19 protein-coding genes are annotated in these 20,646 nt (G+C 67.2%); 12 read left to right on the plus strand and 7 right to left on the minus strand.

From position 1 onward, the window contains the following. Nucleotides 1-8: 8 nt before the first annotated feature. Complete coding sequence (locus EJI00_RS12450) at nt 9-1,082, plus strand: ABC transporter substrate-binding protein (protein ID WP_126747821.1); 1,074 nt, start codon at nt 9-11, stop codon at nt 1,080-1,082. A gap of 346 nt (nt 1,083-1,428) precedes the next feature. Here the strand turns inward: EJI00_RS12450 and EJI00_RS12455 are convergent, their stop codons facing one another. Next, nucleotides 1,429-3,057 (minus strand): GMC family oxidoreductase, encoded by a 1,629-nt coding sequence (locus EJI00_RS12455; protein WP_126747822.1) that lies wholly within the window; start codon nt 3,055-3,057, stop codon nt 1,429-1,431. 135 nt (nt 3,058-3,192) lie between these two features. Here EJI00_RS12455 and EJI00_RS12460 point away from each other — a divergent pair, with 135 nt between their 5' ends. The 6 genes from EJI00_RS12460 to EJI00_RS12485 all read left to right on the plus strand — a co-directional run bounded on the left by EJI00_RS12460 (nt 3,193) and on the right by EJI00_RS12485 (nt 8,269). Then, on the plus strand, nt 3,193-4,107 hold the full coding sequence (locus EJI00_RS12460; protein ID WP_126747823.1) for a LysR family transcriptional regulator: 915 nt from the start codon (nt 3,193-3,195) through the stop codon (nt 4,105-4,107). Nucleotides 4,108-4,255: 148 nt separating this feature from the next. Then, the gene (locus EJI00_RS12465; protein ID WP_126747824.1) at nt 4,256-5,437 is read left to right on the plus strand and encodes an MlaE family ABC transporter permease; all 1,182 of its coding nucleotides are present in this window, start codon (nt 4,256-4,258) and stop codon (nt 5,435-5,437) included. 61 nt (nt 5,438-5,498) lie between these two features. Beyond that, nucleotides 5,499-6,317 carry an ABC transporter ATP-binding protein gene (locus EJI00_RS12470; RefSeq protein ID WP_126747825.1) on the plus strand — a complete coding sequence of 273 codons (819 nt, stop codon included), beginning with the start codon at nt 5,499-5,501 and terminating at the stop codon, nt 6,315-6,317. Nucleotides 6,318-6,330: 13 nt separating this feature from the next. Further along, the gene (locus tag EJI00_RS12475; protein WP_126747826.1) at nt 6,331-7,302 is read left to right on the plus strand and encodes an MlaD family protein; all 972 of its coding nucleotides are present in this window, start codon (nt 6,331-6,333) and stop codon (nt 7,300-7,302) included. Between the two features lie 25 nt (nt 7,303-7,327). Next, nucleotides 7,328-7,996, plus strand: coding sequence for an ABC-type transport auxiliary lipoprotein family protein (locus EJI00_RS12480; RefSeq protein WP_185868126.1), 669 nt, complete (start codon nt 7,328-7,330; stop codon nt 7,994-7,996). Nucleotides 7,997-8,047: 51 nt separating this feature from the next. Further along, a complete protein-coding gene (locus EJI00_RS12485; RefSeq protein ID WP_126747828.1) occupies nt 8,048-8,269 on the plus strand; it encodes a hypothetical protein in 222 nt (73 codons plus the stop codon). A gap of 7 nt (nt 8,270-8,276) precedes the next feature. On the opposite strand, the gene EJI00_RS12490 is transcribed toward EJI00_RS12485, so the two are convergent. Both EJI00_RS12490 and EJI00_RS12495 read right to left on the minus strand, forming a co-directional pair. Beyond that, nucleotides 8,277-9,035 carry an SIR2 family NAD-dependent protein deacylase gene (locus EJI00_RS12490; protein WP_126747829.1) on the minus strand — a complete coding sequence of 253 codons (759 nt, stop codon included), beginning with the start codon at nt 9,033-9,035 and terminating at the stop codon, nt 8,277-8,279. Continuing rightward, nucleotides 9,032-9,895, minus strand: coding sequence for an IclR family transcriptional regulator (locus EJI00_RS12495; protein WP_126747899.1), 864 nt, complete (start codon nt 9,893-9,895; stop codon nt 9,032-9,034). The genes EJI00_RS12490 and EJI00_RS12495 overlap by 4 nt, the downstream gene beginning before the upstream one ends. A 144-nt stretch (nt 9,896-10,039) precedes the next feature. Between EJI00_RS12495 and EJI00_RS12500 the strand changes: the two genes are divergently transcribed. The 5 genes from EJI00_RS12500 (at nt 10,040) to fahA (ending at nt 15,660) form a co-directional block, all read left to right on the plus strand. After that, nucleotides 10,040-10,999, plus strand: a complete 960-nt coding sequence (locus tag EJI00_RS12500; protein WP_126747830.1) for an MBL fold metallo-hydrolase — start codon at nt 10,040-10,042, stop codon at nt 10,997-10,999. Nucleotides 11,000-11,133: 134 nt separating this feature from the next. Beyond that, nucleotides 11,134-12,771, plus strand: coding sequence for an FAD-dependent oxidoreductase (locus tag EJI00_RS12505; RefSeq protein WP_126747831.1), 1,638 nt, complete (start codon nt 11,134-11,136; stop codon nt 12,769-12,771). 8 nt (nt 12,772-12,779) lie between these two features. Next, entirely contained in the window at nt 12,780-12,977 is a 198-nt protein-coding gene (locus EJI00_RS12510; RefSeq protein WP_126747832.1) for a DUF2783 domain-containing protein, read from the plus strand. 42 nt (nt 12,978-13,019) lie between these two features. Further along, nucleotides 13,020-14,345: a homogentisate 1,2-dioxygenase gene (gene hmgA / locus EJI00_RS12515; protein WP_126747833.1), complete on the plus strand. Its 1,326-nt coding sequence runs from the start codon at nt 13,020-13,022 to the stop codon at nt 14,343-14,345. Between the two features lie 40 nt (nt 14,346-14,385). Then, a complete protein-coding gene (fahA, locus tag EJI00_RS12520; protein WP_126747834.1) occupies nt 14,386-15,660 on the plus strand; it encodes a fumarylacetoacetase in 1,275 nt (424 codons plus the stop codon). Between the two features lie 126 nt (nt 15,661-15,786). Here the strand turns inward: fahA and mrdA are convergent, their stop codons facing one another. From mrdA to EJI00_RS12540, 4 genes are all read right to left on the minus strand, one after another. Continuing rightward, complete coding sequence (gene mrdA, locus EJI00_RS12525; protein ID WP_126747835.1) at nt 15,787-17,754, minus strand: penicillin-binding protein 2; 1,968 nt, start codon at nt 17,752-17,754, stop codon at nt 15,787-15,789. 164 nt (nt 17,755-17,918) lie between these two features. Then, entirely contained in the window at nt 17,919-18,440 is a 522-nt protein-coding gene (gene mreD / locus EJI00_RS12530; RefSeq protein WP_126747836.1) for a rod shape-determining protein MreD, read from the minus strand. Next, entirely contained in the window at nt 18,437-19,381 is a 945-nt protein-coding gene (mreC, locus tag EJI00_RS12535; protein ID WP_126747837.1) for a rod shape-determining protein MreC, read from the minus strand. Before mreC ends, mreD begins: the two co-directional genes overlap by 4 nt. An 83-nt stretch (nt 19,382-19,464) precedes the next feature. Continuing rightward, nucleotides 19,465-20,508, minus strand: a complete 1,044-nt coding sequence (locus EJI00_RS12540) for a rod shape-determining protein (RefSeq protein WP_007833435.1) — start codon at nt 20,506-20,508, stop codon at nt 19,465-19,467. Nucleotides 20,509-20,646: the final 138 nt, after the last annotated feature.

The following is a 20,646-nucleotide window of genomic DNA, read 5'->3' on the forward strand; positions in this document are numbered from 1 at the left end:
AAAACACCATGTCCCGTTTCCAGAAGACCTTTTTCTTCTCTCTTCGCCGGACCGTGCTCGGTGCGGCAGTAGTGGCCGCGCTCGCGGCCAGCGGCATCGCCGGCGCGCAGACCAAGACGCTCTACATCGGCATGAACGGCGGCACCATGGAGAAGGCATACACGCAGTACGTGTTCCCCGCCTTCGAGAAGCTCTACGGCGCCAAGGTGGTGGTGGTGCCGGGCACCTCGTCCGACATCCTCGCGAAGGCGCAGGCCAACAAGGACCGTCCGCAGATGCATGTGATGTTTTTGGACGACGGCATCATGGTGCGCGCCATCGGCATGGGCCTGTGCCAGAAGCAGCGCCCCAACCCGTCGCTCGCCGAGATCTATCCGGCCGCGCGCTTCAAGGATGACATGGCCAGCGGCGTGAGCCTGGGCATGACGGGCCTGGCCTACAACGCCAAGATGTTCAAGGAAAAAGGCTGGGCGCCGCCCACCTCGTGGATGGACCTGGCCGATCCCAAGTACAAGGGCAAGGTGGTGTTCCAATCGATGTCGTCATCATCCTTCGGGCTGCACGGCTTCCTGATGTTCAACCGCATCCAGGGCGGCAACGACAAGAACGTGGAGCCGGGCTTCAAGGCCTGGCCCACCACCATCGGCCCGAACGTGCTCGAGTACATCCCGAGTTCAGCCAAGCTCTCCGAAATGGTCCAGACCGGCGAGGCCGCGATCTTCCCGCTGACGCCCACGGCCGTGGCCGCGCTCAAGACCAAGGGCATTCCGGTGGAGTACGCACCGCCGAAGGAAGGCGCGGTGGTGTTGATGGTGGGCCAGTGCGTGATTGCCAACAACAGCGAACCCGAGCTGTCGCAAAAGCTCGCCGAGTTCCTGTTGAGCCCGCTGGCTCAGGCCAACGTATTGCAATACGGCGCGCAGATTCCCACCAACCCCAAGGCTCCGGCGGTGGGCGATGGCGTAAAGCAGGTGGCCGACATCAACCAGTGGATGAAGACTGCGATCACCATCGATTGGGAAAGCATCAACGCGAACCGTCCTGCTTGGAATGCGCGTTGGAACAAGACCATCGAGAAGTGATTGGTGCGTGAGTTTTTGGGGCGGCTGTGTTCAGGGCGCTGTGTTCAGGGCGGCGCACCCGCCGACGGGGTACCTTTCTCCGCGAATGTCCCCCGGCCTGCGGCCTCCTCCTTTATTTCGCTGCGCAAGGCACCCCGCCAGCGGGTGCGATGCAAAGAGCAGTCGTTGATCAGCGAAGCACCAGCAGCGTGCCCAAGTGCACAGGGCATCGGGTGCTCCGCGCAGCGAAATAAAGGAGGAGGGGCGCAGCCCCGGGGGACATTCGCGGAGGGGAGTACCCGGTGGCCTTTGCACACGCCCTGAACAGCAGCGCCCCAAACAACAATGGCCCAAGAGAAACGCGGCCTCAGCGATTCGCTTCCAGAATCCACCCCACAGCCTTCTCGGCCATCATCAATGTCGGGCTGTTCGTGTTGCCACTGGTGATGGTCGGCATCGCACCCGCGTCGACCACGCGCAGCCCCTGCACACCACGCACACGCAACTTCGAGTCGAGCACCGCCATCGGGTCGCCGTCGGCGCCCATCTTGGTTGTGCCGACCGGATGGAAGATGGTGGTTGCAATGTCGCCGGCGAGGCGCGCCAGGTCTTCATCGCTCTGGTACTGAACGCCGGGCTTCCATTCCTCTGGCTTGTATTTGGCGAGTGCGGGCTGCGAGGCAATGCGGCGCGTCACGCGCAGCGAATCGGCGGCCACCTTGCGGTCTTCATCCGTGCTCAGGTAGTTGGGCGCAATGGCGGGCGCGTCCTGAAAGCGCGGGCTCTTGATGCGCACCGTGCCGCGGCTCGTCGGGTTGAGGTTGCACACGCTCGCGGTAAAGGCCGGAAAGCTGTGCAGCGGCTCGCCGAATGCGTCGAGCGACAACGGCTGCACGTGGTACTCGAGATTGGGCCACTCATGCTCGGGCGAGCTGCGCGTGAAAGCACCCAGTTGCGACGGTGCCATGCTCATCGGGCCGCTGCGCTTCATCAGGTATTCAAGGCCGATTTTTGCCTTGCCGTACATCGACGACGCCAGCACGTTGAGCGTGGGCGCGCCGTTGATCTTGTAGACCGCGCGAATCTGCAAGTGGTCTTGCAGGTTGGCGCCAACGCCCGGCGCATCGACCACCACATCGATGCCATGCTGGCGCAGCAGCTCGGCGGGGCCGATGCCCGAGAGCTGCAGGATCTGCGGCGAGCCGATGCTGCCCGCGCAGAGCACCACCTCGCGCGTGGCGTGCGCGGTGATCATCTCGTGGCCGTCCCACACCTGCACGCCGGTGCAGCGCTGGCTGCCGTCTGGCTGCGCCTCGATGATCAGCTTGGTGACATGCGCGTTGACCCACATTTCGAAGTTGGGCCGGCCATAGCACACAGGCCGCAAGAAGGCCTTGGCCGTGTTCCAGCGCCAGCCGTTCTTCTGGTTGACCTGGAAGTAGCCGACACCTTCGTTGCTGCCGCGGTTGAAGTCGGTGCTGTGCGGCACGCCGGCCTCCACGGCGGCTTCGGCGAACGCGTCGAGGATGTCCCAGCGCAGGCGCTGTTTCTCCACGCGCCATTCGCCGCCCGCGCCATGCAGCTCGTCGGCGCCAAGGTAGTAGTCCTCGTGCTTCTTGAAGTCGGGCAGCACGTTCTGCCACTTCCAGTCGTCGTCGCCCGTGAGCTGCGCCCATTGGTCGTAGTCGCGCGACTGGCCGCGCATGTAGATCATGCCGTTGATGCTGGAGCAGCCGCCCAGCGTCTTGCCGCGCGGGTAGCGCAGCGTGCGGCCATTCAGGCCCGCGTCGGGCTCGGTGCTGTAGAGCCAGTCGGTGCGCGGATTGCCGATGCAATACAGGTAGCCCACCGGAATGTGGATCCAGTGGTAGTCGTCCTTGCGGCCGGCCTCGATCAGCAGCGTGCGCTGCTGCGATTTGCGGGTCAGCCGGTTGCACATCAATGCGCCGGCCGTGCCGCCGCCGATGACGATGTAGTCGAATGTGTTGTCGCTCATGGCGCTGGCTTGTCTCCGGGGGAACGATATTCTTGGTGCTCATGGGCCCTGCACGGGCTTCTTGGGCAAGTTTCACCCAAGCGGCCGGCAAAAAGCCAATGATTTCGGCGCGAGTGGCTTATAAATCACTCTTATATGACTGCCGCCGCCTTGGACCTCCAGATCTTGCGTGCCTTCGTGCTTGCGGCGCGCGAAGGCAGCGTGTCGCGCGCCGCCGAGCGGCTGCACCTGACGCAGCCGGCGGTGAGCCTGCAATTGAAGCGCCTGGCCGAAGAGACCGGGCTCCAGCTCTTCACGCGCACGCCGCACGGGCTCGCGCTCACTGCCGACGGGGCCGCGCTGCTGCCGCAAGCCGAGCGCGTGCTTTCGGCCGTGGGCGACTTGCAGCAGGCCGCGCGCAACCTGCAGGGCACGGTGCGCGGGGCGCTGCGCATCGGCACCATCCTCGATCCGGAGTTCACCCGGCTTGGCGTGTTCCTGCGAGAGCTGGTCGAATCCGCGCCGCAGATCGAGACCGAGTTGCGCCACGGCATGAGCGGCACGGTGCTGGCGCAGGTGCTGCGCGGCGAACTCGACGTGGGTTTTCACCTCGACACCGACGACGATGCCGATCGCGATGCCGCCGCGCCGGCTCCGCTCGCGGCTCGCACGCTCACGCGCTTTACCTACCGGGTGGTCGCACCCGCGGGCTGGGGTCCGCAGGTGCTGGGCCGCGACTGGAAGGCACTGGCCGCGTTGCCGTGGCTCGCCACGCCGCCGGAGTCCGCGCACCACAGGCTGCTCAATAAAGTGTTCGGTCCGCTCGGGCTTTCGCCGCGCCGCGCGGCGCTGGTGGACCAGGAAGCCTCGATGCTCGACCTGCTGAAGTCGGGCGTGGGGCTGAGCCTCTTGCGCGACTCCATTGCCATCCGCGAGAGCCAGTCGCACGGCCTGGTGATGGCCGACCGCGTGCAGCTCGATTGCGCGCTGCGCTTCGTCTCGCTGGCGGCGCGGCGCAACGAGCCCGTGATCGCGAGCGCGTGGAACGCTTTGGCGCGGGCCTGGAACTGACCGGAAAAAGGGCGCGCGTGGCCATTCGGACGGCGTTCCGCCCTACGCAAAGCACCGGCGCGGCGTACGGGAAAAGCCGATTCATCCGGTTACGATGCGCCCTTTCCGACCGCTTCTTTTTTCTTACTCCGCCCCGCCCCGCCGCACCATGCCCATAGCAACTTCGCCTGCCGACGACGCCTCCGCCGCCGACAGCGTGTTGCCGCGCGTCGAGCAGCGCGAGCAGGACGGCCGCAGCTGGACCGTGGCGCGCGGCCGATGGACCACGCTGGCGATGTCGTCGCGCACCGCGTGGCAGGCTCTCGAAAAAGACCTGGCAGGCGCACCGCCGTCGGACGACCGCGCATGGGACCTGCGCCCCATCGAGCAGCTCGACCACATCGGCGCCCAGCTGCTGTGGGAACACTGGCGCCACGACTGGCCGGCCACGCTCGAGATGTCGCCGCAGCACAAGGCGGTGCTCGACCAGGTGGCCCAGTACACGGTCGGAACGCCCGAGGAGCCGCCGCCCACGCTGGCCGAACGGGTGCGCCATTTCTCGCACACCGGCGCGCGCGCGCTGGAGGTGATGCGCGATTTCGTAGGACTGGTCGGCCAGCTCGCACTCGACGTGGGCACGCTCCTGCGCGCGCCGCACCGCGCGCCGCACCGCGCGCCCTGGCGCGATTTTTCGGGCCACCTTTATCAGTTCGGCGCCACTGCCCTGCATATCACCGCGCTGGTGGGCCTCTTGATCGGCGTGGTGCTGGCCTACCTGATCTCGCAGCAGTTGCGCCAGTACGGCGCCGAGGCTTTCGTGGTCAACATCCTGGGGCTGTCGCTGATCCGCGAGCTCGGGCCGGTGCTGGCTGCGGTGCTGATCGCAGGTCGCTCGGGCTCGGCCATCACGGCGCAGATCGGCGTGATGCGCGTGACCGAAGAACTCGACGCCATGCGGGTGATGGGCATTCCGCACGGCTTCAGGCTGGTGATGCCGCGCGTGCTGGCGCTGGCCATTGCGATGCCGCTGATCAGCCTCTGGACATCGATGGCGGCGCTTGCGGGCGGGATGCTCGCAGCCGATGCGGCGCTCGACATTTCGCCCGCCTACTTTCTTTCGGCGCTGCCGCGCGCGGTGCCCATGGTCAACATCTGGCTCGCGCTGGCGAAGTCGGCGGTGTTCGGCATCCTGATTGCGCTGATCGGCTGCTACTTCGGCATGAAGGTAAAACCCAACACCGAGAGCCTGGGGCGCGGCACGACCTCGTCGGTGGTGACCTCGATCACGGCGGTGATCCTGGTCGATGCGCTGTTCGCGGTGCTGTTCAAGGGAATCGGGTTCAGGGCATGAGCCACCGCACGGCCGCTCCGAAGGAAGCTCGCACCGCAGTGCGAAGCGCGGAGGTATTCGAATGACCGATTCGAACAACGTGGTCGACATCAGCAAGCTCTGGACGGTATTCAAGAATGCCGAGGGTGAGCACGTGGTTCATCGCGACCTCGACCTGCACATCGCGCGAGGCGAAGTGCTGTCGCTGGTTGGCGGATCGGGCACCGGCAAGACGGTGCTGCTGCGGCAGATCCTCGGACTCGAAAAGCCGTCGAAGGGCACCGTCGAGGTGCTGGGCCAGGCGCCCGGCGAGCTCAGCGCCCAGGGCGCGGCCAACGTGGGCATGCTGTTCCAGCACGGCGCGCTGTTCTCGGCCTTCAGCGTGCTCGAGAACATTGCCTTTCCGCTGCGCGAGCTCAAGCTGCTGCCTGACGAGTTGATTCGCAACGCGGCGCTGGTCAAGCTGCAGATGGTGGGCTTGCAGCCGCGGCACGCCAACATGAGCCCGGCCGACTTGTCGGGCGGCATGATCAAGCGCGTGGCGCTGGCGCGCGCGCTCATCATGGACCCGCCGCTGCTGCTGCTCGACGAACCCACGGCCGGCCTCGACCCCGAAGCCTCCGACAGTTTTTGCGACCTGCTGCGCGGCCTGCACCGCGAACTGGGCCTGACGGTTGTCATGGTCACGCACGACCTGGACACCCTGTTCGACCTGAGCACCCGCATTGCGGTGCTGGCCGACCACAAGGTCATCGTCAGCGGTTCGGCGCGCGAAGTCATCGCGTATCCGCATCCGTTCATTCACGAATATTTTCTGGGAGGGCGCGGCCAGCGCGCCTTGGAGGCCCTGCATGACAAACCCTCCAACGCCGCGCCGCCAACTGCCGGCGTGGCCCACTGAAAGGTAGCCACACATGGAAAACAAAGCCCATGCCCTCGCCGCCGGCGCCTTCGTGCTCGGCCTCATTGCCGTGCTCGTGGGGCTGGTGGTCTGGTTCACGCGCGACAACACCGTGCGCAACATCTACGAGCTCTCCACGCGCGATCCGGTCAGCGGCCTGCAACCGCAGGCCATGGTGCGCTACCGGGGCATCGCGGTCGGCAAGGTGACCTCGATCGACTTCGACCCCAAGACTAAGGGCAACGTGCGCGTGCGCATCACGGTCGACCAGCGCGTGCCGCTCACCACGTCGAGCTTTGCCACGCTGAGCTACCAGGGCGTGACCGGCCTGGCCTTCATCGCGCTGGACGACAAGGGCGAATCGAGCGTCGCGCTTGCGCCGAACAACGACGACCCGCCGCGCATTCCGCTCAAGCCCTCGATGCTCGCGCAACTGCAGGACCGCGGCGAAGCCATCATCAACCAGGTCGACGAAGCCACGAAGCGCGCCAACCAGCTGCTCGGCGACGGCAACCAGAAGCGGGTGGCCGATGCGCTGGAGAACATTGCGGCGGCATCGGCCAGCGCCAACACGTTGCTGAAACAGCTGGACAACACGGTGAAGACGGGCCTGAACCCGACGCTCGCGGCGCTGCCCGGCACGCTGTCGTCGGTCAAGACGGCGGCCGGCGATGTCTCGCGCGTGGCCAACAACTTCAACACCACGGTGAGCCGCCTCAACGCGCCCGAAGGCCCGATCGAACGCCTGGGCGACGGCACCAAGGCACTGGCGCAGGCGGTCGATTCGTTCAACTCGGCCACGCTGCCGCGCGTGAACCGGGTGGCCGACGACACCTCGCGCGCGGTGCGCCGGCTCGGCCGCGCGGCCGACGGCATCAACGACAACCCGCAATCGCTGCTGTTCGGCAACGGCGGCGCCGCGGCGGGGCCGGGCGAGCCCGGCTTCTCCGCGCCGCCCGCCACCAACTCGCTGGGACGCCCCTGAAGTGATGACCATGAACAAGAACGCCATGCACTCCCGTCCATCCCACGGTCTTGGCCTGGGTTCCGGCCTGACTCTGGGCCTTGCGCTGCTGCTTGCCGGCTGCGGCGCGCTGCCCGACAAGCCTGCGCGCGCCACGCTGTACGACTTCGGCCCGGGCATTGCCGCGCCGGCCGCCACCGCCAATCCGCCTGCCGCCGCACTGCCCACGCTCGCGCTGGCCGAAATCGAGAGCAACGCGCGGCTCGATGGCACGCAGATTCTTTACCGGCTGGGCTATGCCGATGCCAACGAGCTGCGCCCCTACGGCCAGTCGCGCTGGAGCCTGCCGCCGGCACAGCTGCTGCGCCAGCGGCTGCGCGATGCGCTTTCCGAGCGGCGCACGGTGCTCGGCCCCGAAGAAAGCGCCACCATCGCGCGCACCGAGGGCCGCGTGCCCGACACGCTGCGCATTTCGCTCGACGAGTTCAGCCATTACTTCGAATCGGCGGGCAGCAGCGTGGGCCTGGTCCGCCTGCGCGCCACGCTGATCCGCGGCACCACGGGCGGCGACCGCGTGCTCGGCCAGCGCACCTTCACCGTGCGCCGGCCGGCACCGAGCGCCGATGCGCCCGGCGGCGTGAAGGCGCTGGCCGCGGCCACCGATGCCGCCGTGGCCGACATCGTGCAGTGGGTCGACCAGCAGCCGCGGCAGTAAGCTCTGCTTCGGCTCGACGCCACCCTGCCAATAACCCGAGGAGAACTCACCATGAACGCAACACGCATCGCCGGCATCCTGCTCATCGTGGCGGGTATCGCGGGCCTCGGGCTCGGCGGCTTCAGCTTCACGAAGGAAACGCACCAGGCCAAGCTCGGCCCGCTGGAGTTCTCGGTGAAGGAGAAGCAGCAGGTCAACTTCCCGGCCTGGGCGAGCGTGGCCGCGATTGTCGTGGGCGGCGCGCTGGTGCTGCTCGGCGGCAAGAAGAGCTGATCGACCCCTAGGGCGGCGAGCCGCCGAGCCGCGCCATCAGCTGCGGCAGCAAAACCTCGGATTCCCCGCGCAAGACCACTGCCGCCGCATCGTCCAGATGCGGCAGCGGCTCCATGTTGAGCGTGATCAGCCGGCTGCCGTGCGATGCCGCCATCTGCGGCAGCTCGGCCGCCGGGTACACGACGGCCGTGCTGCCGACCACCATGAACACGTCCGACTCCTGCGCGGCCGCCTGCGCATCGAGCAGCACGCCCTGGTTCAGCATTTCACCGAACATGACCACGTCCGGCCGGGCGCGCGAGGCGCAGCGCATGCAGCGGTGAAAGGGCCACGGGCCCTGGCGATTGCCGCAGTGGTCGCAGCGCCAGCGCCGCAGCGAGCCGTGCAGTTCGAGCACATCGAGCCCGCCGGCCAGCGTCAGCAGCCCGTCGACGTTCTGCGTGATAAGGCGCGTGGCGGGCCGCAGCCGCTGCAGCAGCGCAAGCGCGGTATGCCCCGGGTTCGGCTGCGCGTCCTCCACCGCGGACAGCCGCCGCGACCAGAAGCGCGTGAATCCCGCCGGGTCGCGCTGCAGGTCTTCGGCATGCGAGTACTGCAGCGCGTTCTGGTTCATCCAGAGTCCGTCGCTGTCGCGATAGGTCGGAATGCCCGAGGCCTTGGAAAGGCCGGCACCGGAAAACACGACGATGCGCCGGGCGGCGCTCAGCAAGGCAATGGCGGATTCGATCGGGGGCGGGGAAAACGAAGCAGTGATGTCCGGGCTCATGGATCCAGGTGAGCGGAAGCGTTTCTTCCGGCCGACGTTGCGCCCAGCCGCTCGGAGACCGTGCCCGCGCAGGCCTTGAGCGCGCGTGCGATTTCGCCGTCCCAGGCGGTGTCGAAGATGGCGGCCGGGCCGATGGCCGTGACCGACAGCACGATGGCACCCGTGTGGTCGAACACCGGCGCCGCCATGGCGCTCACGCCTTCGATCACTTCGCCTTCCGATCGGCTGATGCCGTGCACGCGCACCTCCTGCAGCTGGCGCTCGAACTCGCTCCACGACGGCAGCGGCGGTTGCGGCGGCATGCCGGCCGATGGCGGCTGCTCGCCCGCCTTGCGCTGCTTTTGCCGCTGGCGTTCGGCGTCGAGCAGTTGCTTGACTGTTTCGGCCTCCAGGTAGGCGGCGAACACGCGGCCGGAGGCCGTGTTGGTGAGCGAGAACACCGTGCCGTGGCGCATGTTCACATGCACCGGCGAGGGCGACTCGGCCGTGCGCACGATGGTTGCGCCGCGTGCGCCCCACACCGCCAGCGCCACCGTATGGCCGATGCGCTGCGCCACCCCGGCGATGAGCGGCGTCGCAATGTGCACCGGGTCGGCCTGCTGCAGGCTGATGAGCCCCAGTTGCAAGGCCAGCGGGCCGAGCAGATAGTGGCCGCTGGCGCGGTCCTGCTCGATCAGGCCCAGCCGCCCGAAGCTCACCATGTACGGGTGGGCCTTGGCGGCCGTCATGTCGGCTTCCCGCGCCAGGTCTTTCAGGGCCATCGGCCGGCCGTGGTGCACCAGCGCGCGCAGCAGCTGGCCGCCCACTTCGATGCTCTGGATGCCGCGCTGGGCGGCGCGGTCGGTCTCGTTGGCTGCCATGGCCGCCTTGGCGTCTGATTGTTCGTTCATGAAGAAGGGATTAGACATTAACTGATCTCGGGCTTACACTTCAGAAATTCGTTAACCGCAAATTCATTTGCTTTAGACGAATTAAAATTTCGATCCACCCGACGGAGACACACGATGAGCCAAGCCAAGAAGTTCGCCAGCCAGGCCGACATGGAAGAAAAGAAGATCACCTTCAGCCAGATCTCGGAGCACGCCTGGGCCTACACGGCCGAGGGCGATCCCAACACCGGCATCGTCATTGGCGACGACTGCGTGCTGGTGGCCGACACCCAGGCCACGCCCGCCATGGCGGCCGACGTGGTGCGCCGCATCCGCGAGGTGACCGACAAGCCCATCAAGTACGTGGTGCTGACGCACTACCACGCAGTGCGCGTGCTGGGCGCGGCCGGCTACGGTGCCGAGCACATCCTGGCCAGCCAGGACACGCGCGACCTGATCGTGGAGCGCGGCGAGGCCGACAAGGCCAGCGAAATCGGCCGCTTTCCGCGCCTGTTCCAGAACGTGGAAACGGTGCCCCCGGGCCTGACCTGGCCCACCATGACCTTCACCGGCAAGATGACGCTGTGGCTCGGCAAGCTCGAGGTGCAATTGATCCAGCTCGGCCGCGGCCACACCAAGGGCGACACGGTCGTGTGGCTGCCCGAGGAGCGCACGCTGCTGTCGGGTGACCTGGTCGAGTTCGGCGCCACGCCGTACGCGGGCGACGCCTACTTCCAGGACTGGCCGCAAACGCTGGACAACATCGCCTCCCTCAAGCCCGCCGCGCTGGTGCCGGGCCGCGGCGCCGCGCTCACCACACCGGCCGAAGTGGCCGAAGGTTTGACCGGCACACGCAACTTCATTTCCGACGTGTATGCGAGCGTGCAAGAGGGCGTGAAGGCCGGACGCGACCTGAACACGGTCTACAAGGACACCTACGCCAAGCTCAAGCCCAAGTACAGCCAGTGGGTGATCTTCGACCACTGCATGCCGTTCGACGTGAGCCGCGCGTACGACGAAGCCTCGGGCCATGCCGATCCGCGCGTGTGGACGGCGGAGCGGGACATCGAGATGTGGAAGGCGCTCGAAGGCTGACCCCGCATTGCTCCCTACCCCGCTGGGGGAGGGTTGGGGTGGGGGCACGCGGCGCCGGCAATGAGCGCCGTCAGCCCCCATCCCAGCCTTCCCCCAAAGGGGGAAGGAGCAAGACAAAAGACACGGAGACAAACGTGATCGACTACCAAAGCCTGCGCTTCGACCACGAGCGCCACGCCGACCAGGACGCGGCCACGCCCGTCCGCCACCCGGTGGTCGTCGTCGGCGCCGGCCCGGTCGGCCTCACGCTGGCCATCGACCTTGCGCTGCGCCAGATTCCCGTGGTGCTGCTCGACAACGACAACACTCTTTCCAGCGGCTCGCGCGCCATCTGCTTCGCCAAGCGCACGCTCGAGGTGTTCGACCGCCTCGGCTGCGGCGACCGCATGGTCGGCAAGGGCGTGTCGTGGCATGTGGGCCGGGTGTTCTTCCACGACGAACAGGTCTACAGCTTCGACCTGCTGCCCGAACCCGGCCACGAGCGTCCAGCCTTCATCAACCTGCAGCAGTACTACGTCGAAGGCTACCTCGTCGAACGCGCCGCGGCGCTGCCGCTGATCGACCTGCGCTGGAACAACAAGGTGACGGGCATCGAGCAGAACGACGACGGCGCCGTTCTCACCGTGGAAACGCCCGAGGGCGACTACCGGCTGCAAGCCGGCTACGTTGCCGCCTGCGACGGCTCGCGCTCCAACCTGCGGCAGTTGCTGGGCCTCGAAGCCAAAGGCCGCACCTTCCGCGACCGCTTCCTGATTGCGGACATCACAATGGATGCGGACCTGCCGACGGAGCGCCGCTTCTGGTTCGATCCGCCGTTCCACCCGGGCCAGAGCGTGCTGCTGCACAAGCAGGCCGACGGCATGTGGCGTGTCGACTTCCAGCTTGGCTGGGATGCCGATCCGGGGGAAGAGCGCAAGCCCGAGAACATCACGCCGCGCGTGCGCGCGCTGCTCGACAGCATCGGCTTCGAAGGCGTGCAGTTCACCATCGGCTGGGCGAGCGTCTACACCTTTGCGTGCCAGCGCATGGAGCGCTTTCGCCATGGCCGCGTGCTGTTCGCGGGCGACTCGGCGCACGGCGTCTCGCCCTTCGGCGCGCGCGGCGCCAATTCGGGCGTGCAGGACGCGGACAACCTCGCATGGAAGCTTGCGGCCGTGCTCCAGGGCAGCGCGCCCGAGGCGCTGCTCGACAGCTACGCGAGCGAGCGCGAATTCGCGGCCGACGAGAACATCCGCAACTCCACGCGCGCGACCGACTTCATCACGCCCAAGAGCGAAGTGAGCCGCCTGTTCCGCGACGCGGTGCTGGAGCTCACCAAGCGCCAAGCCTTCGCGCGCACGCTGGTCAACAGCGGGCGGCTCTCGGTGCCGGCGGTGCTGCGCGATTCGCCGCTCAACACGCCGGACGTCGATACCTTCGTCGGTGCGATGGTGCCCGGCGCGGCGGCAGCCGATGCACCCATCGTGCAACCTGATGGCAGCAGCGGTTGGCTGCTGCGCGAATGCCATGTGGCGCAGTTCACGGCGCTGGTATTCGGCACCGGTGAAGCGACCGAACGCAGCCTGCAGGCGCTGAAGGCATGCGACCTTCCGCTGCACATCGTTCGCGTGAAAGCCGCTACGACCGAAGGCGAACTCGCCATGCAACGCTACGACGCGCAACCCGGCACCGTCTACCTGCTGCGGCCCGACCAGCACGTGTGCGCACGCTGGCGGCAGCCCACGGCGGGGAACATCCGCGCGGCCATCGACCGCGCATTGGCAAAGGGATGAGCAGCACCATGCAACCACATCTGATCACCACGCCGAACCTCGAAGCGCCCGACGATTTCTACGAAGCGCTGATCGAGGCCCACCAGGGGCTTTCCACCGAAGAGAGCCACGCCTTCAACGCACGGCTCGTGCTCGTGCTGGCCAACCACGTCGGCTCGCTGGCCGTGCTGCGCGAGGCTTTCGAGGCCGCGCGCGGCAGCAGCTGAACACACGTGCCAACTTCATCGCGATTTCCGGAAGAGAGAACCATGACGAATCCATCCGCCAACAACAAGCCCGATGCCGAGCAGCGGCGCTACCAGAGCGGCTTCGGCAACGAGTACGCCTCCGAGGCCGTGGCCGGTGCCCTGCCCCAGGGCCGCAACAACCCGCAGCGCGCGCCCTTCGACCTTTACACCGAGCTGCTCTCGGGCACCGCCTTCACCGCGCCGCGCCATGAAAACCGCCGCACCTGGCTGTACCGCCGCCAGCCTTCGGTGGTGTCCGGCCGCTACCAGCCGTATGCCCAGCCGCACTGGAGCACCGGCGCCGACCGCGAGATCGCACTGCCGCCCGAGCCCCTGCGCTGGCATCCGATGCCGCTCGACGGCGCGGCCGACGTGGACTTTGTCGACGGCATGCACACCATTGCGGCCAACGGCGATGCGGAATCGCAGGTCGGCATCGGCTCGCTCATGTACCTTGCAGGCCGCTCGATGGAGAAGCGCGCCTTCGTCAATGCCGACGGTGAAATGCTCGTCGTGCCGCAGCAGGGCCGCCTCGTGATCACGACCGAGCTGGGCGTGCTCGACGTGAAGCCCGGCGAGATTGCGGTGCTTCCGCGCGGCATGGTGTTCAAGGTGGCATTGCCCGACGGAATCTCTCGCGGCTATGTCTGCGAAAACTATGGCGCACATTTCCGCCTGCCCGAACTCGGCCCCATCGGCTCGAACGGCCTGGCCAATGCGCGCGACTTCCAGGCGCCCGTGGCGGCCTTCGAGGAAGACGGCGGCGCCTACGAACTGGTGAAGAAGTTCGGCGGCCGCTTCTGGAAGGCGCCCACCAGGCAGTCGCCGTTCAACGTGGTCGCATGGCACGGCAACCTGGCGCCGGTGAAGTACGACACGGCCAACTTCATGGTGATCGGCTCCATCAGCTTCGACCATCCCGATCCGTCGATCTTCACCGTGCTGACCTCGCCGAGCGACACACCCGGCACCGCGAACTGCGATTTCGTGATCTTCCCGCCGCGCTGGATGGTGATGGAAAACACCTTCCGTCCGCCATGGTTCCATCGCAACCTCATGAGCGAATTCATGGGCCTGGTGCTCGGCGAATACGACGCCAAGCCGGGCGGCTTCAAGCCCGGCGGCGCGAGCCTGCACAACTGCATGGTGCCGCACGGACCCGACGAGGAAGCCTTCGACAAGGCCACGAACACCGACCTGAAGCCGCACAAGCTGGACAACACGCTGGCCTTCATGTTCGAGAGCCGCTACCGCTTCATTCCGACGAACTTCGCGCTGCAGAGCCCCGCGCTCGACATCGACTACGCCGATTGCTGGGCCGGCCTCAAGGACCAGTTCAAACCCTGACGGCCGACGAGCAGACGCCACATCCAAAGAAAGACATTCCATGACCATCGCACTGAACGCCACCCACGACCCGAAGCTGCGCAGCTGGGTTGCCTCGGCCAACGAAGCCGGCTGCGACTTCCCGATCCAGAACCTGCCCTTCGGCCGTTTTCGCGCGGCGGGCAGCAGCGAGGCCTTTCGCATCGGGGTTGCCATCGGCGACCAGGTGCTCGACCTGAAGGCCGCAGGCCTGGTCGATACCGACGACATGAACACGCTGATGAACGCGGGCGTGAAAGACCGCCAGGCACTCCGCGCGGCCATCTCGGCGGGCCTTGCGGAAGGCAGCGGCAAAGAGGCCGCATGGTCGAAGGCACTGCTGCCGCAGGCCAGGGCCGAGCTCACCGTGCCCTGCCGCATCGGCGACTACACCGACTTCTACACGGGCATTCACCACGCCACCACCATCGGCAAGCTGTTCCGCCCCGACCAGCCGCTGATGCCCAACTACAAGTGGGTGCCCATCGGCTATCACGGCCGTGCATCGTCGATCGACGTGAGCGGCCAGGTCTTCAAGCGCCCGCAGGGCCAGACCAAGGCGCCAGACGCCGCAGAGCCGAGCTTCGGCCCTTCGAAGCGGCTCGACTACGAGCTGGAGCTGGGCTTCTTCATCGGCCGCGGCAATGCGCTCGGTGAACCGATTGCCATCGGCGACGCCGAAGACCACCTGTTCGGCGTGACGCTGCTCAACGACTGGTCGGCGCGCGACCTGCAAGCCTGGGAATACCAGCCGCTCGGCCCGTTTCTCGCGAAGAATTTCGCCAGCACGCTCTCGCCGTGGATCGTGACGATGGAGGCGTTGGCGCCGTTCCGCGCCCGCTTCGAGCGGCCGGCGGGAGATCCGCAGCCTCTCGCGTACCTCGACGCGCCGTCGAACCGCGACAGCGGCGCGCTCGACATCACGCTCGAGGTGCTGCTGCAGACCGCAAAGATGCGCGCCGCGGGCGAAGCGCCCACGCGGCTCACGCGCGGCAACACCACCGAGGCCGCCTACTGGACCGCCGCGCAGCTCGTCACGCACCACACGGTGAACGGCTGCAACCTGCAGCCCGGCGACCTGCTGGGCTCCGGCACGCTCTCGGGCCCCAAGCCCGACCAAGCCGGCTCGCTGATGGAGCTGACGCTCGCCGGCAAGCAGCCGATCACGCTGCCCAACGGCGAGAAGCGCACTTTCCTTGAAGACGGCGACACGCTGGTCATGCGCGGCTACTGCGAGCGGGAGGGCGCGGTGCGCATCGGCTTGGGTGAAGTCAGCGGCACGGTGGCTGGGGCTTGAGGTGTTGTCCCCTCTCCCTCTGGGAGAGGGCTAGGGTGAGGGCAGTGGGCCTCACCACATCGCGCGGCCTTGATAGCCGCTTGCCCTCACCCCAACCCTCTCCCAGAGGGAGAGGGAGAAAGACAATCAGGGTGCGGTCGCAGCAGTCGACGCCACCGGCCAAGCCACTTCGCTCGCCACGCGCGGCTTGCCGATCGGCGCGCCGGCCTTGCCGATCCTGACGGCGGCCAAGTCGGCCTCGCTCGGGTACTGGTCCATCAACACGTAGTCGAACACGCGGCGCGCAATGGGTGCCGCGGCGCCCGCGCCCCAACCGGCGTTCTCGACAATCACCGCCAGGGCGATCTTCGGGTTGCTGACGGGTGCAAACGCCATGAAAAGCGCGTGATCGCGCTGGTGCTCTTCGAGCGCGCGGGCGTTGTACTTGGTGTTCTGCGCCTGCGTCACAGCCTGTGCCGTCCCCGTTTTGCCGGCCGCCTGGTAGCCCGCGCCGGCAAACACGCTGCGCGCGGTGCCGCTGGTCACCACGCTGGTCAGTCCTTCGCGGATCACCGCGATGTTGGCCGGCGTGTAGCCGAGGTTCTCCGCAGGCGGTTGCGGCAGCGGGGCGACTTCGCCGCTCACCGTGTTGCGCGTGGCGAGAGCAAGGTGCGGCTTGCGTTTCATGCCGCCATCGGCCACGATGGCCGTGGCCTGCGCGAGCTGCAGCATGGTGAAGGTGTTGTAGCCCTGGCCGATACCCAGCGAAATGGTTTCGCCCGCGTACCACTTCTTCTGCTCGGGCCGCTTGTAGGCGTTGCGCTTCCATTCGGTGCTGGGCAGCACGCCGCGCACCTCGCCGCCCAGGTCGATGCCGGTGAGCTGCCCGAAGCCCAGCGGCTTCATGAAATCATGGATCAGGTCCACGCCCATCTCGTTGGCCAGGGAGTAGTAATAGATGTTGCTCGACACCTGAATGGAACGCCGCATGTCGACGCCGCCCAGGTTGCCCTCGGGGCTGCCGAAGCGGTGGCCGCCGAAGTTGAAATACCCGGGGTCGTTCACCACCACGCTGGCGCCGCGCTTGCCGGTTTGCAATGCAGCCAGCGCCATGAAGGGCTTGTAGGTCGAGCCGGGCGGATAGGTGCCGCGCAGGGCCCGGTTGAGCAGCGGCTTGTCGAGCGATTCGCTGAGCTCTTTCCAGCTTTCGGTGTCGATGCCTTCGACGAAAAGATTGGGGTCGAAGGTCGGCTTGCTCACGAAGGCCAGCACCTCGCCGGTCTTGGGGTCGATGGCCACCAGCGCGCCGCGGCGGTCGCCGAACATGTCTTCGACCAGCTTCTGCAGCTTGATGTCGAGCGACAGCATCACGGTGTTGCCCGGGGTGGCCGGATGGCTGGCAAGCCGGCGCACCGCGCGGCCGCCGGCCGAGGTTTCCATCTGCTCGACGCCGGTCTGGCCGTGCAGCGTCTTTTCGTAGCTCTGCTCGATGCCGAGCTTGCCGATGTAGTCGGTGCCCTTGTAGTTGGCCTGGTCTTCCTCGGCCCAGTCTTCCATCGCGGTCTTCTCGCGCTGGTTGATGCGGCCGATGTAGCCGAGCACGTGCGAGGCGACCTCGCCATGCGGATAGTTGCGGAACAGCCGCGCCTTGATTTCCACGCCCGGAAAGCGGTAGCGCTGCGCCGCGAAGCGGGCCACCTCCTCGTCGCTCAGGCGGGTGCGGATCGGAATGGAGTCGAAGCTGCGAGAGTCTTCGCGCAGGCGCTTGAAGCGGCGGCGGTCGCGCGGCGAAACCTCGAGCACCTGGGTCAGGGCGTCGATGGTCTCTTCGACGTCGCCCACCTTGGAAGGCGTAATCTCCAGCGTGTAGGCCGAGTAGTTCGAGGCCAGCACGATGCCGTTGCGGTCGAGAATGAGCCCGCGGTTGGGCACCACCGGCACGATGGCCGTGCGGTTGCTCTCGGCCTGCTCGGCCAGGTCGTCGTGCCGCACCACCTGCAGGTAGAACAGCCGCGCGCCCAGCAGCCCGAAGGCAAACAGCACCACCATGCCGATCACGATCACGCGGCGCTTGAAGCGCGCGAGGTCGGCGGCAACGTTGCGGATTTCGGTCATGGCGGCGTGAGCTTAGGCGCGTGCAAGTGCGTTGGCAAATGCGGCCATGGCAAATGCGGGCGCGTGCGGCCGCCGCCGGGCCGCCCCAAGGCGAGCCGCGCCTCCCCCTCGGGGGGTGGAGTTACACGCAGCGAAGCGAAGTGAAAAGCCGGGGGGCACCATGACTAGAGGGGACGGTTCTCGTCGGGTTCCGGCGTGCGGCGCTGGGGCGCCAGCAGCAGCGCCGTTGCCAGCGGCCACAGCGCGGCCTCGACCACCGGGGAGGCCAGCACCCACCAGCCCGGAAATATGCCGCCGCCGATCATGCGCGTCACCACCTCGATGAACTGCGAGAGCGCAAAGAGCGGCAGCACCTGCAGCGCCTGCGACGCCACGGGGTACCAGAGCAGGCGCCGGTGGATGGTGATCGCGAAGAAGCCCAGCGTGGTGTAGGACAGTGCATGCTGGCCCAGCATGGACGCCTGGTGCACGTCCATGCACAGCCCGAAGACGAAGGCCGCGCCAATGCCCACGCGCATCGGCTGGTGCACGCCCCAGAACACGATGGCCAGCGCGAGCAGGTCGGGCATCCACGCGGCGCGGCCGATCGGAATCATGTTGATGAGCAGCGCCACCACCAGGCTCGACCACATGAAGAGCGGGCTGACGGGCAGCAGGAGCTGCTGTTGGCCGGGGCGTTTGATCATCGGGCGCGCTCCGCGGCTTTCTTGTCCGCCTTGGGCTCGGGCTTCTTGCCGCGCGCGGGAGCGGGCGGCGCGGGCGGTGCCGCGGGCGCTCCCGTGGGCGCCAGCACCAGCACGTAGCGCGCGGCCGTCACGCGCGCCAGCGGAACGCAGTAGATGCGCGCAAAGGCCGAATCGGCACGGCGCTCGATGCGCTCGATCTTGGCGACCGGCAGGCCGGGCGGATAGACGCCGTCGACGCCGCTGGTGGAGAGCAGGTCGCCCTCCTGCAGATCGGCATTGGCGGCCATGAAGCGCAGCTCCAGCCCCGCGCCGTGCGCCGATGCATCGCCGAAGGCCACGCTGCGCACGCCGGTGCGGGTGTTCTGCACGGGAATGGAAAGATCGCGGTCGATCACCAGCGTGACCTCGCTCGTGAAGGGCAGCACCTGCGTCACCTGGCCGAGCACGCCGTCCGCATCGATCACCGGCGAACCGGCCGCCACGCCGTCCGTGAGCCCCTGGTCGATGACGATCTTGCGGGTGTACGGGTCGGCGGCGTCGTAGAGCACCTCGGCGGCGCGGCCGGGCGCCTGGGTGGTCTGGCGCAGTTCGAGCAAGGCGCGAAGGCGCGCGTTGTCTTGCGCGAGCGTGTCGGCCTGGCTCGCACGCTCGGCCTGCTGCATGAGCGCCTTGCGGGCTTCTTCTTCGTTGCGCTGGGCCGTTTGCAGGTCTTCGAAGTAGCGGCTGCCGCCCACCACGAACTGCACCGGCTTGAGCGCGAGCCACTGCACCGGATAGAGCACCGCGCCCACGGCCGCGCGGATCGGCTGAACCAGATGAAAGCGCGCGTCGGCCACCATCAGGAAGAGCGCCAGCGCACCGAAGAAAATCAACTTGCTCAGGGCCGACTGCCCCTGGTTGAACAGGGGCGGGGCTGTGCGATCGAGCGTGCCCAAGGGCATGGTTCAGGCCTGGCTGTGCAACGTCAGATGGCAAAAAGGCCGGCCTGCACAAGCAGGGCCGGCCGATGAGGGCAGTGGCGCATTCACTCGCTCGTGAAGATGCTTCCCAAGCGGTCCATGCGCTCGAGTGCGATGCCGCAGCCGCGCACCACGCAGGTCAGCGGGTCTTCGGCCACCAGCACCGGCAGGCCGGTTTCCTCGGCCAGCAGGCGGTCCAGGTCGCGCAGCAGTGCGCCGCCGCCGGTCAGCATCATGCCGCGCTCGGCGATGTCGGCGCCCAGTTCGGGCGGCGTTTGCTCCAGCGCGTTCTTCACGGCCGAGACGATGTTGTTGAGCGGATCGGTCAGGGCTTCCAGCACTTCGTTGCTGCTGATGGTGAAGCTGCGCGGCACGCCTTCGGAAAGGTTGCGGCCCTTGACTTCCATTTCCTTGACTTCGGAGCCCGGGAAGGCCGAGCCGATGTTCTTCTTGATGACTTCGGCCGTCGGCTCGCCGATCAGCATGCCGTAGTTGCGGCGGATGTAGTTGATGATGGCTTCGTCGAAGCGGTCGCCGCCGACGCGCACGGAGCCCTTGTAGACCATGCCGCCCAGGCTGATGACGCCCACTTCGGTGGTGCCGCCGCCGATGTCGACCACCATCGAGCCCGAGGCCTCGCTGACCGGCAGGCCCGCGCCGATGGCCGCGGCCATGGGTTCCTCGATGAGGTAGACCGATGTGGCGCCCGCCGCTTCGGCGGCGTCCTTGATGGCGCGGCGCTCGACCTGGGTGGAGCCGCAGGGCACGCAGATGATGATGCGCGGGCTCGGCGTGAGCAGCGTGCGCGGGTGCACCATCTTGATGAACTGCTTGATCATCTGCTCGGTGATCACGAAGTCGGCAATCACGCCGTCCTTCATCGGGCGGATGGCCTCGATGTTGCCGGGCACCTTGCCCAGCATGGCCTTGGCTTCCCGGCCGACGGCCTGGATCACCTTCTTGCCGTGGGGGCCGCCTTCGTGGCGGATGGCGACCACCGACGGTTCGTCCAGCACGATGCCCTTGTTGCGGGCAAATATCAGCGTGTTGGCGGTGCCGAGGTCGATCGCGAGGTCGGTGGAAAAGTACCGACGGAAAGCTCCAAACATGTGCGGAATCCTCTGGAGCACGCCTGCGCGCCGGCAAGTCGTCGCTCTCTGTTTTTTGGTCGTTTGACGGGGTGGATTGATCGTTTTTGGCGCAAAAGCCGGCGTGTTCGCGGGGGTTGCGGCAAAGGCGGGATAATA

The organism is Variovorax sp. DXTD-1 (assembly GCF_003984625.1).
Classification (GTDB): domain Bacteria; phylum Pseudomonadota; class Gammaproteobacteria; order Burkholderiales; family Burkholderiaceae_C; genus Variovorax.

What these genes read in the sequence shown, in the direction of transcription:
- EJI00_RS12450 (WP_126747821.1), top strand. Translation starts at nt 9, where the DNA reads ATGTCCCGTTTCCAGAAGACCTTTTTCTTCTCTCTTCGCCGGACCGTG.
- EJI00_RS12455 (WP_126747822.1), bottom strand. Translation starts at nt 3,057, where the DNA reads ATGAGCGACAACACATTCGACTACATCGTCATCGGCGGCGGCACGGCC.
- EJI00_RS12460 (WP_126747823.1), top strand. Translation starts at nt 3,193, where the DNA reads ATGACTGCCGCCGCCTTGGACCTCCAGATCTTGCGTGCCTTCGTGCTT.
- EJI00_RS12465 (WP_126747824.1), top strand. Translation starts at nt 4,256, where the DNA reads ATGCCCATAGCAACTTCGCCTGCCGACGACGCCTCCGCCGCCGACAGC.
- EJI00_RS12470 (WP_126747825.1), top strand. Translation starts at nt 5,499, where the DNA reads ATGACCGATTCGAACAACGTGGTCGACATCAGCAAGCTCTGGACGGTA.
- EJI00_RS12475 (WP_126747826.1), top strand. Translation starts at nt 6,331, where the DNA reads ATGGAAAACAAAGCCCATGCCCTCGCCGCCGGCGCCTTCGTGCTCGGC.
- EJI00_RS12480 (WP_185868126.1), top strand. Translation starts at nt 7,328, where the DNA reads ATGCACTCCCGTCCATCCCACGGTCTTGGCCTGGGTTCCGGCCTGACT.
- EJI00_RS12485 (WP_126747828.1), top strand. Translation starts at nt 8,048, where the DNA reads ATGAACGCAACACGCATCGCCGGCATCCTGCTCATCGTGGCGGGTATC.
- EJI00_RS12490 (WP_126747829.1), bottom strand. Translation starts at nt 9,035, where the DNA reads ATGAGCCCGGACATCACTGCTTCGTTTTCCCCGCCCCCGATCGAATCC.
- EJI00_RS12495 (WP_126747899.1), bottom strand. Translation starts at nt 9,895, where the DNA reads ATGGCAGCCAACGAGACCGACCGCGCCGCCCAGCGCGGCATCCAGAGC.
- EJI00_RS12500 (WP_126747830.1), top strand. Translation starts at nt 10,040, where the DNA reads ATGAGCCAAGCCAAGAAGTTCGCCAGCCAGGCCGACATGGAAGAAAAG.
- EJI00_RS12510 (WP_126747832.1), top strand. Translation starts at nt 12,780, where the DNA reads ATGCAACCACATCTGATCACCACGCCGAACCTCGAAGCGCCCGACGAT.
- hmgA (WP_126747833.1), top strand. Translation starts at nt 13,020, where the DNA reads ATGACGAATCCATCCGCCAACAACAAGCCCGATGCCGAGCAGCGGCGC.
- fahA (WP_126747834.1), top strand. Translation starts at nt 14,386, where the DNA reads ATGACCATCGCACTGAACGCCACCCACGACCCGAAGCTGCGCAGCTGG.
- mrdA (WP_126747835.1), bottom strand. Translation starts at nt 17,754, where the DNA reads ATGACCGAAATCCGCAACGTTGCCGCCGACCTCGCGCGCTTCAAGCGC.
- mreD (WP_126747836.1), bottom strand. Translation starts at nt 18,440, where the DNA reads ATGATCAAACGCCCCGGCCAACAGCAGCTCCTGCTGCCCGTCAGCCCG.
- mreC (WP_126747837.1), bottom strand. Translation starts at nt 19,381, where the DNA reads ATGCCCTTGGGCACGCTCGATCGCACAGCCCCGCCCCTGTTCAACCAG.
- EJI00_RS12540 (WP_007833435.1), bottom strand. Translation starts at nt 20,508, where the DNA reads ATGTTTGGAGCTTTCCGTCGGTACTTTTCCACCGACCTCGCGATCGAC.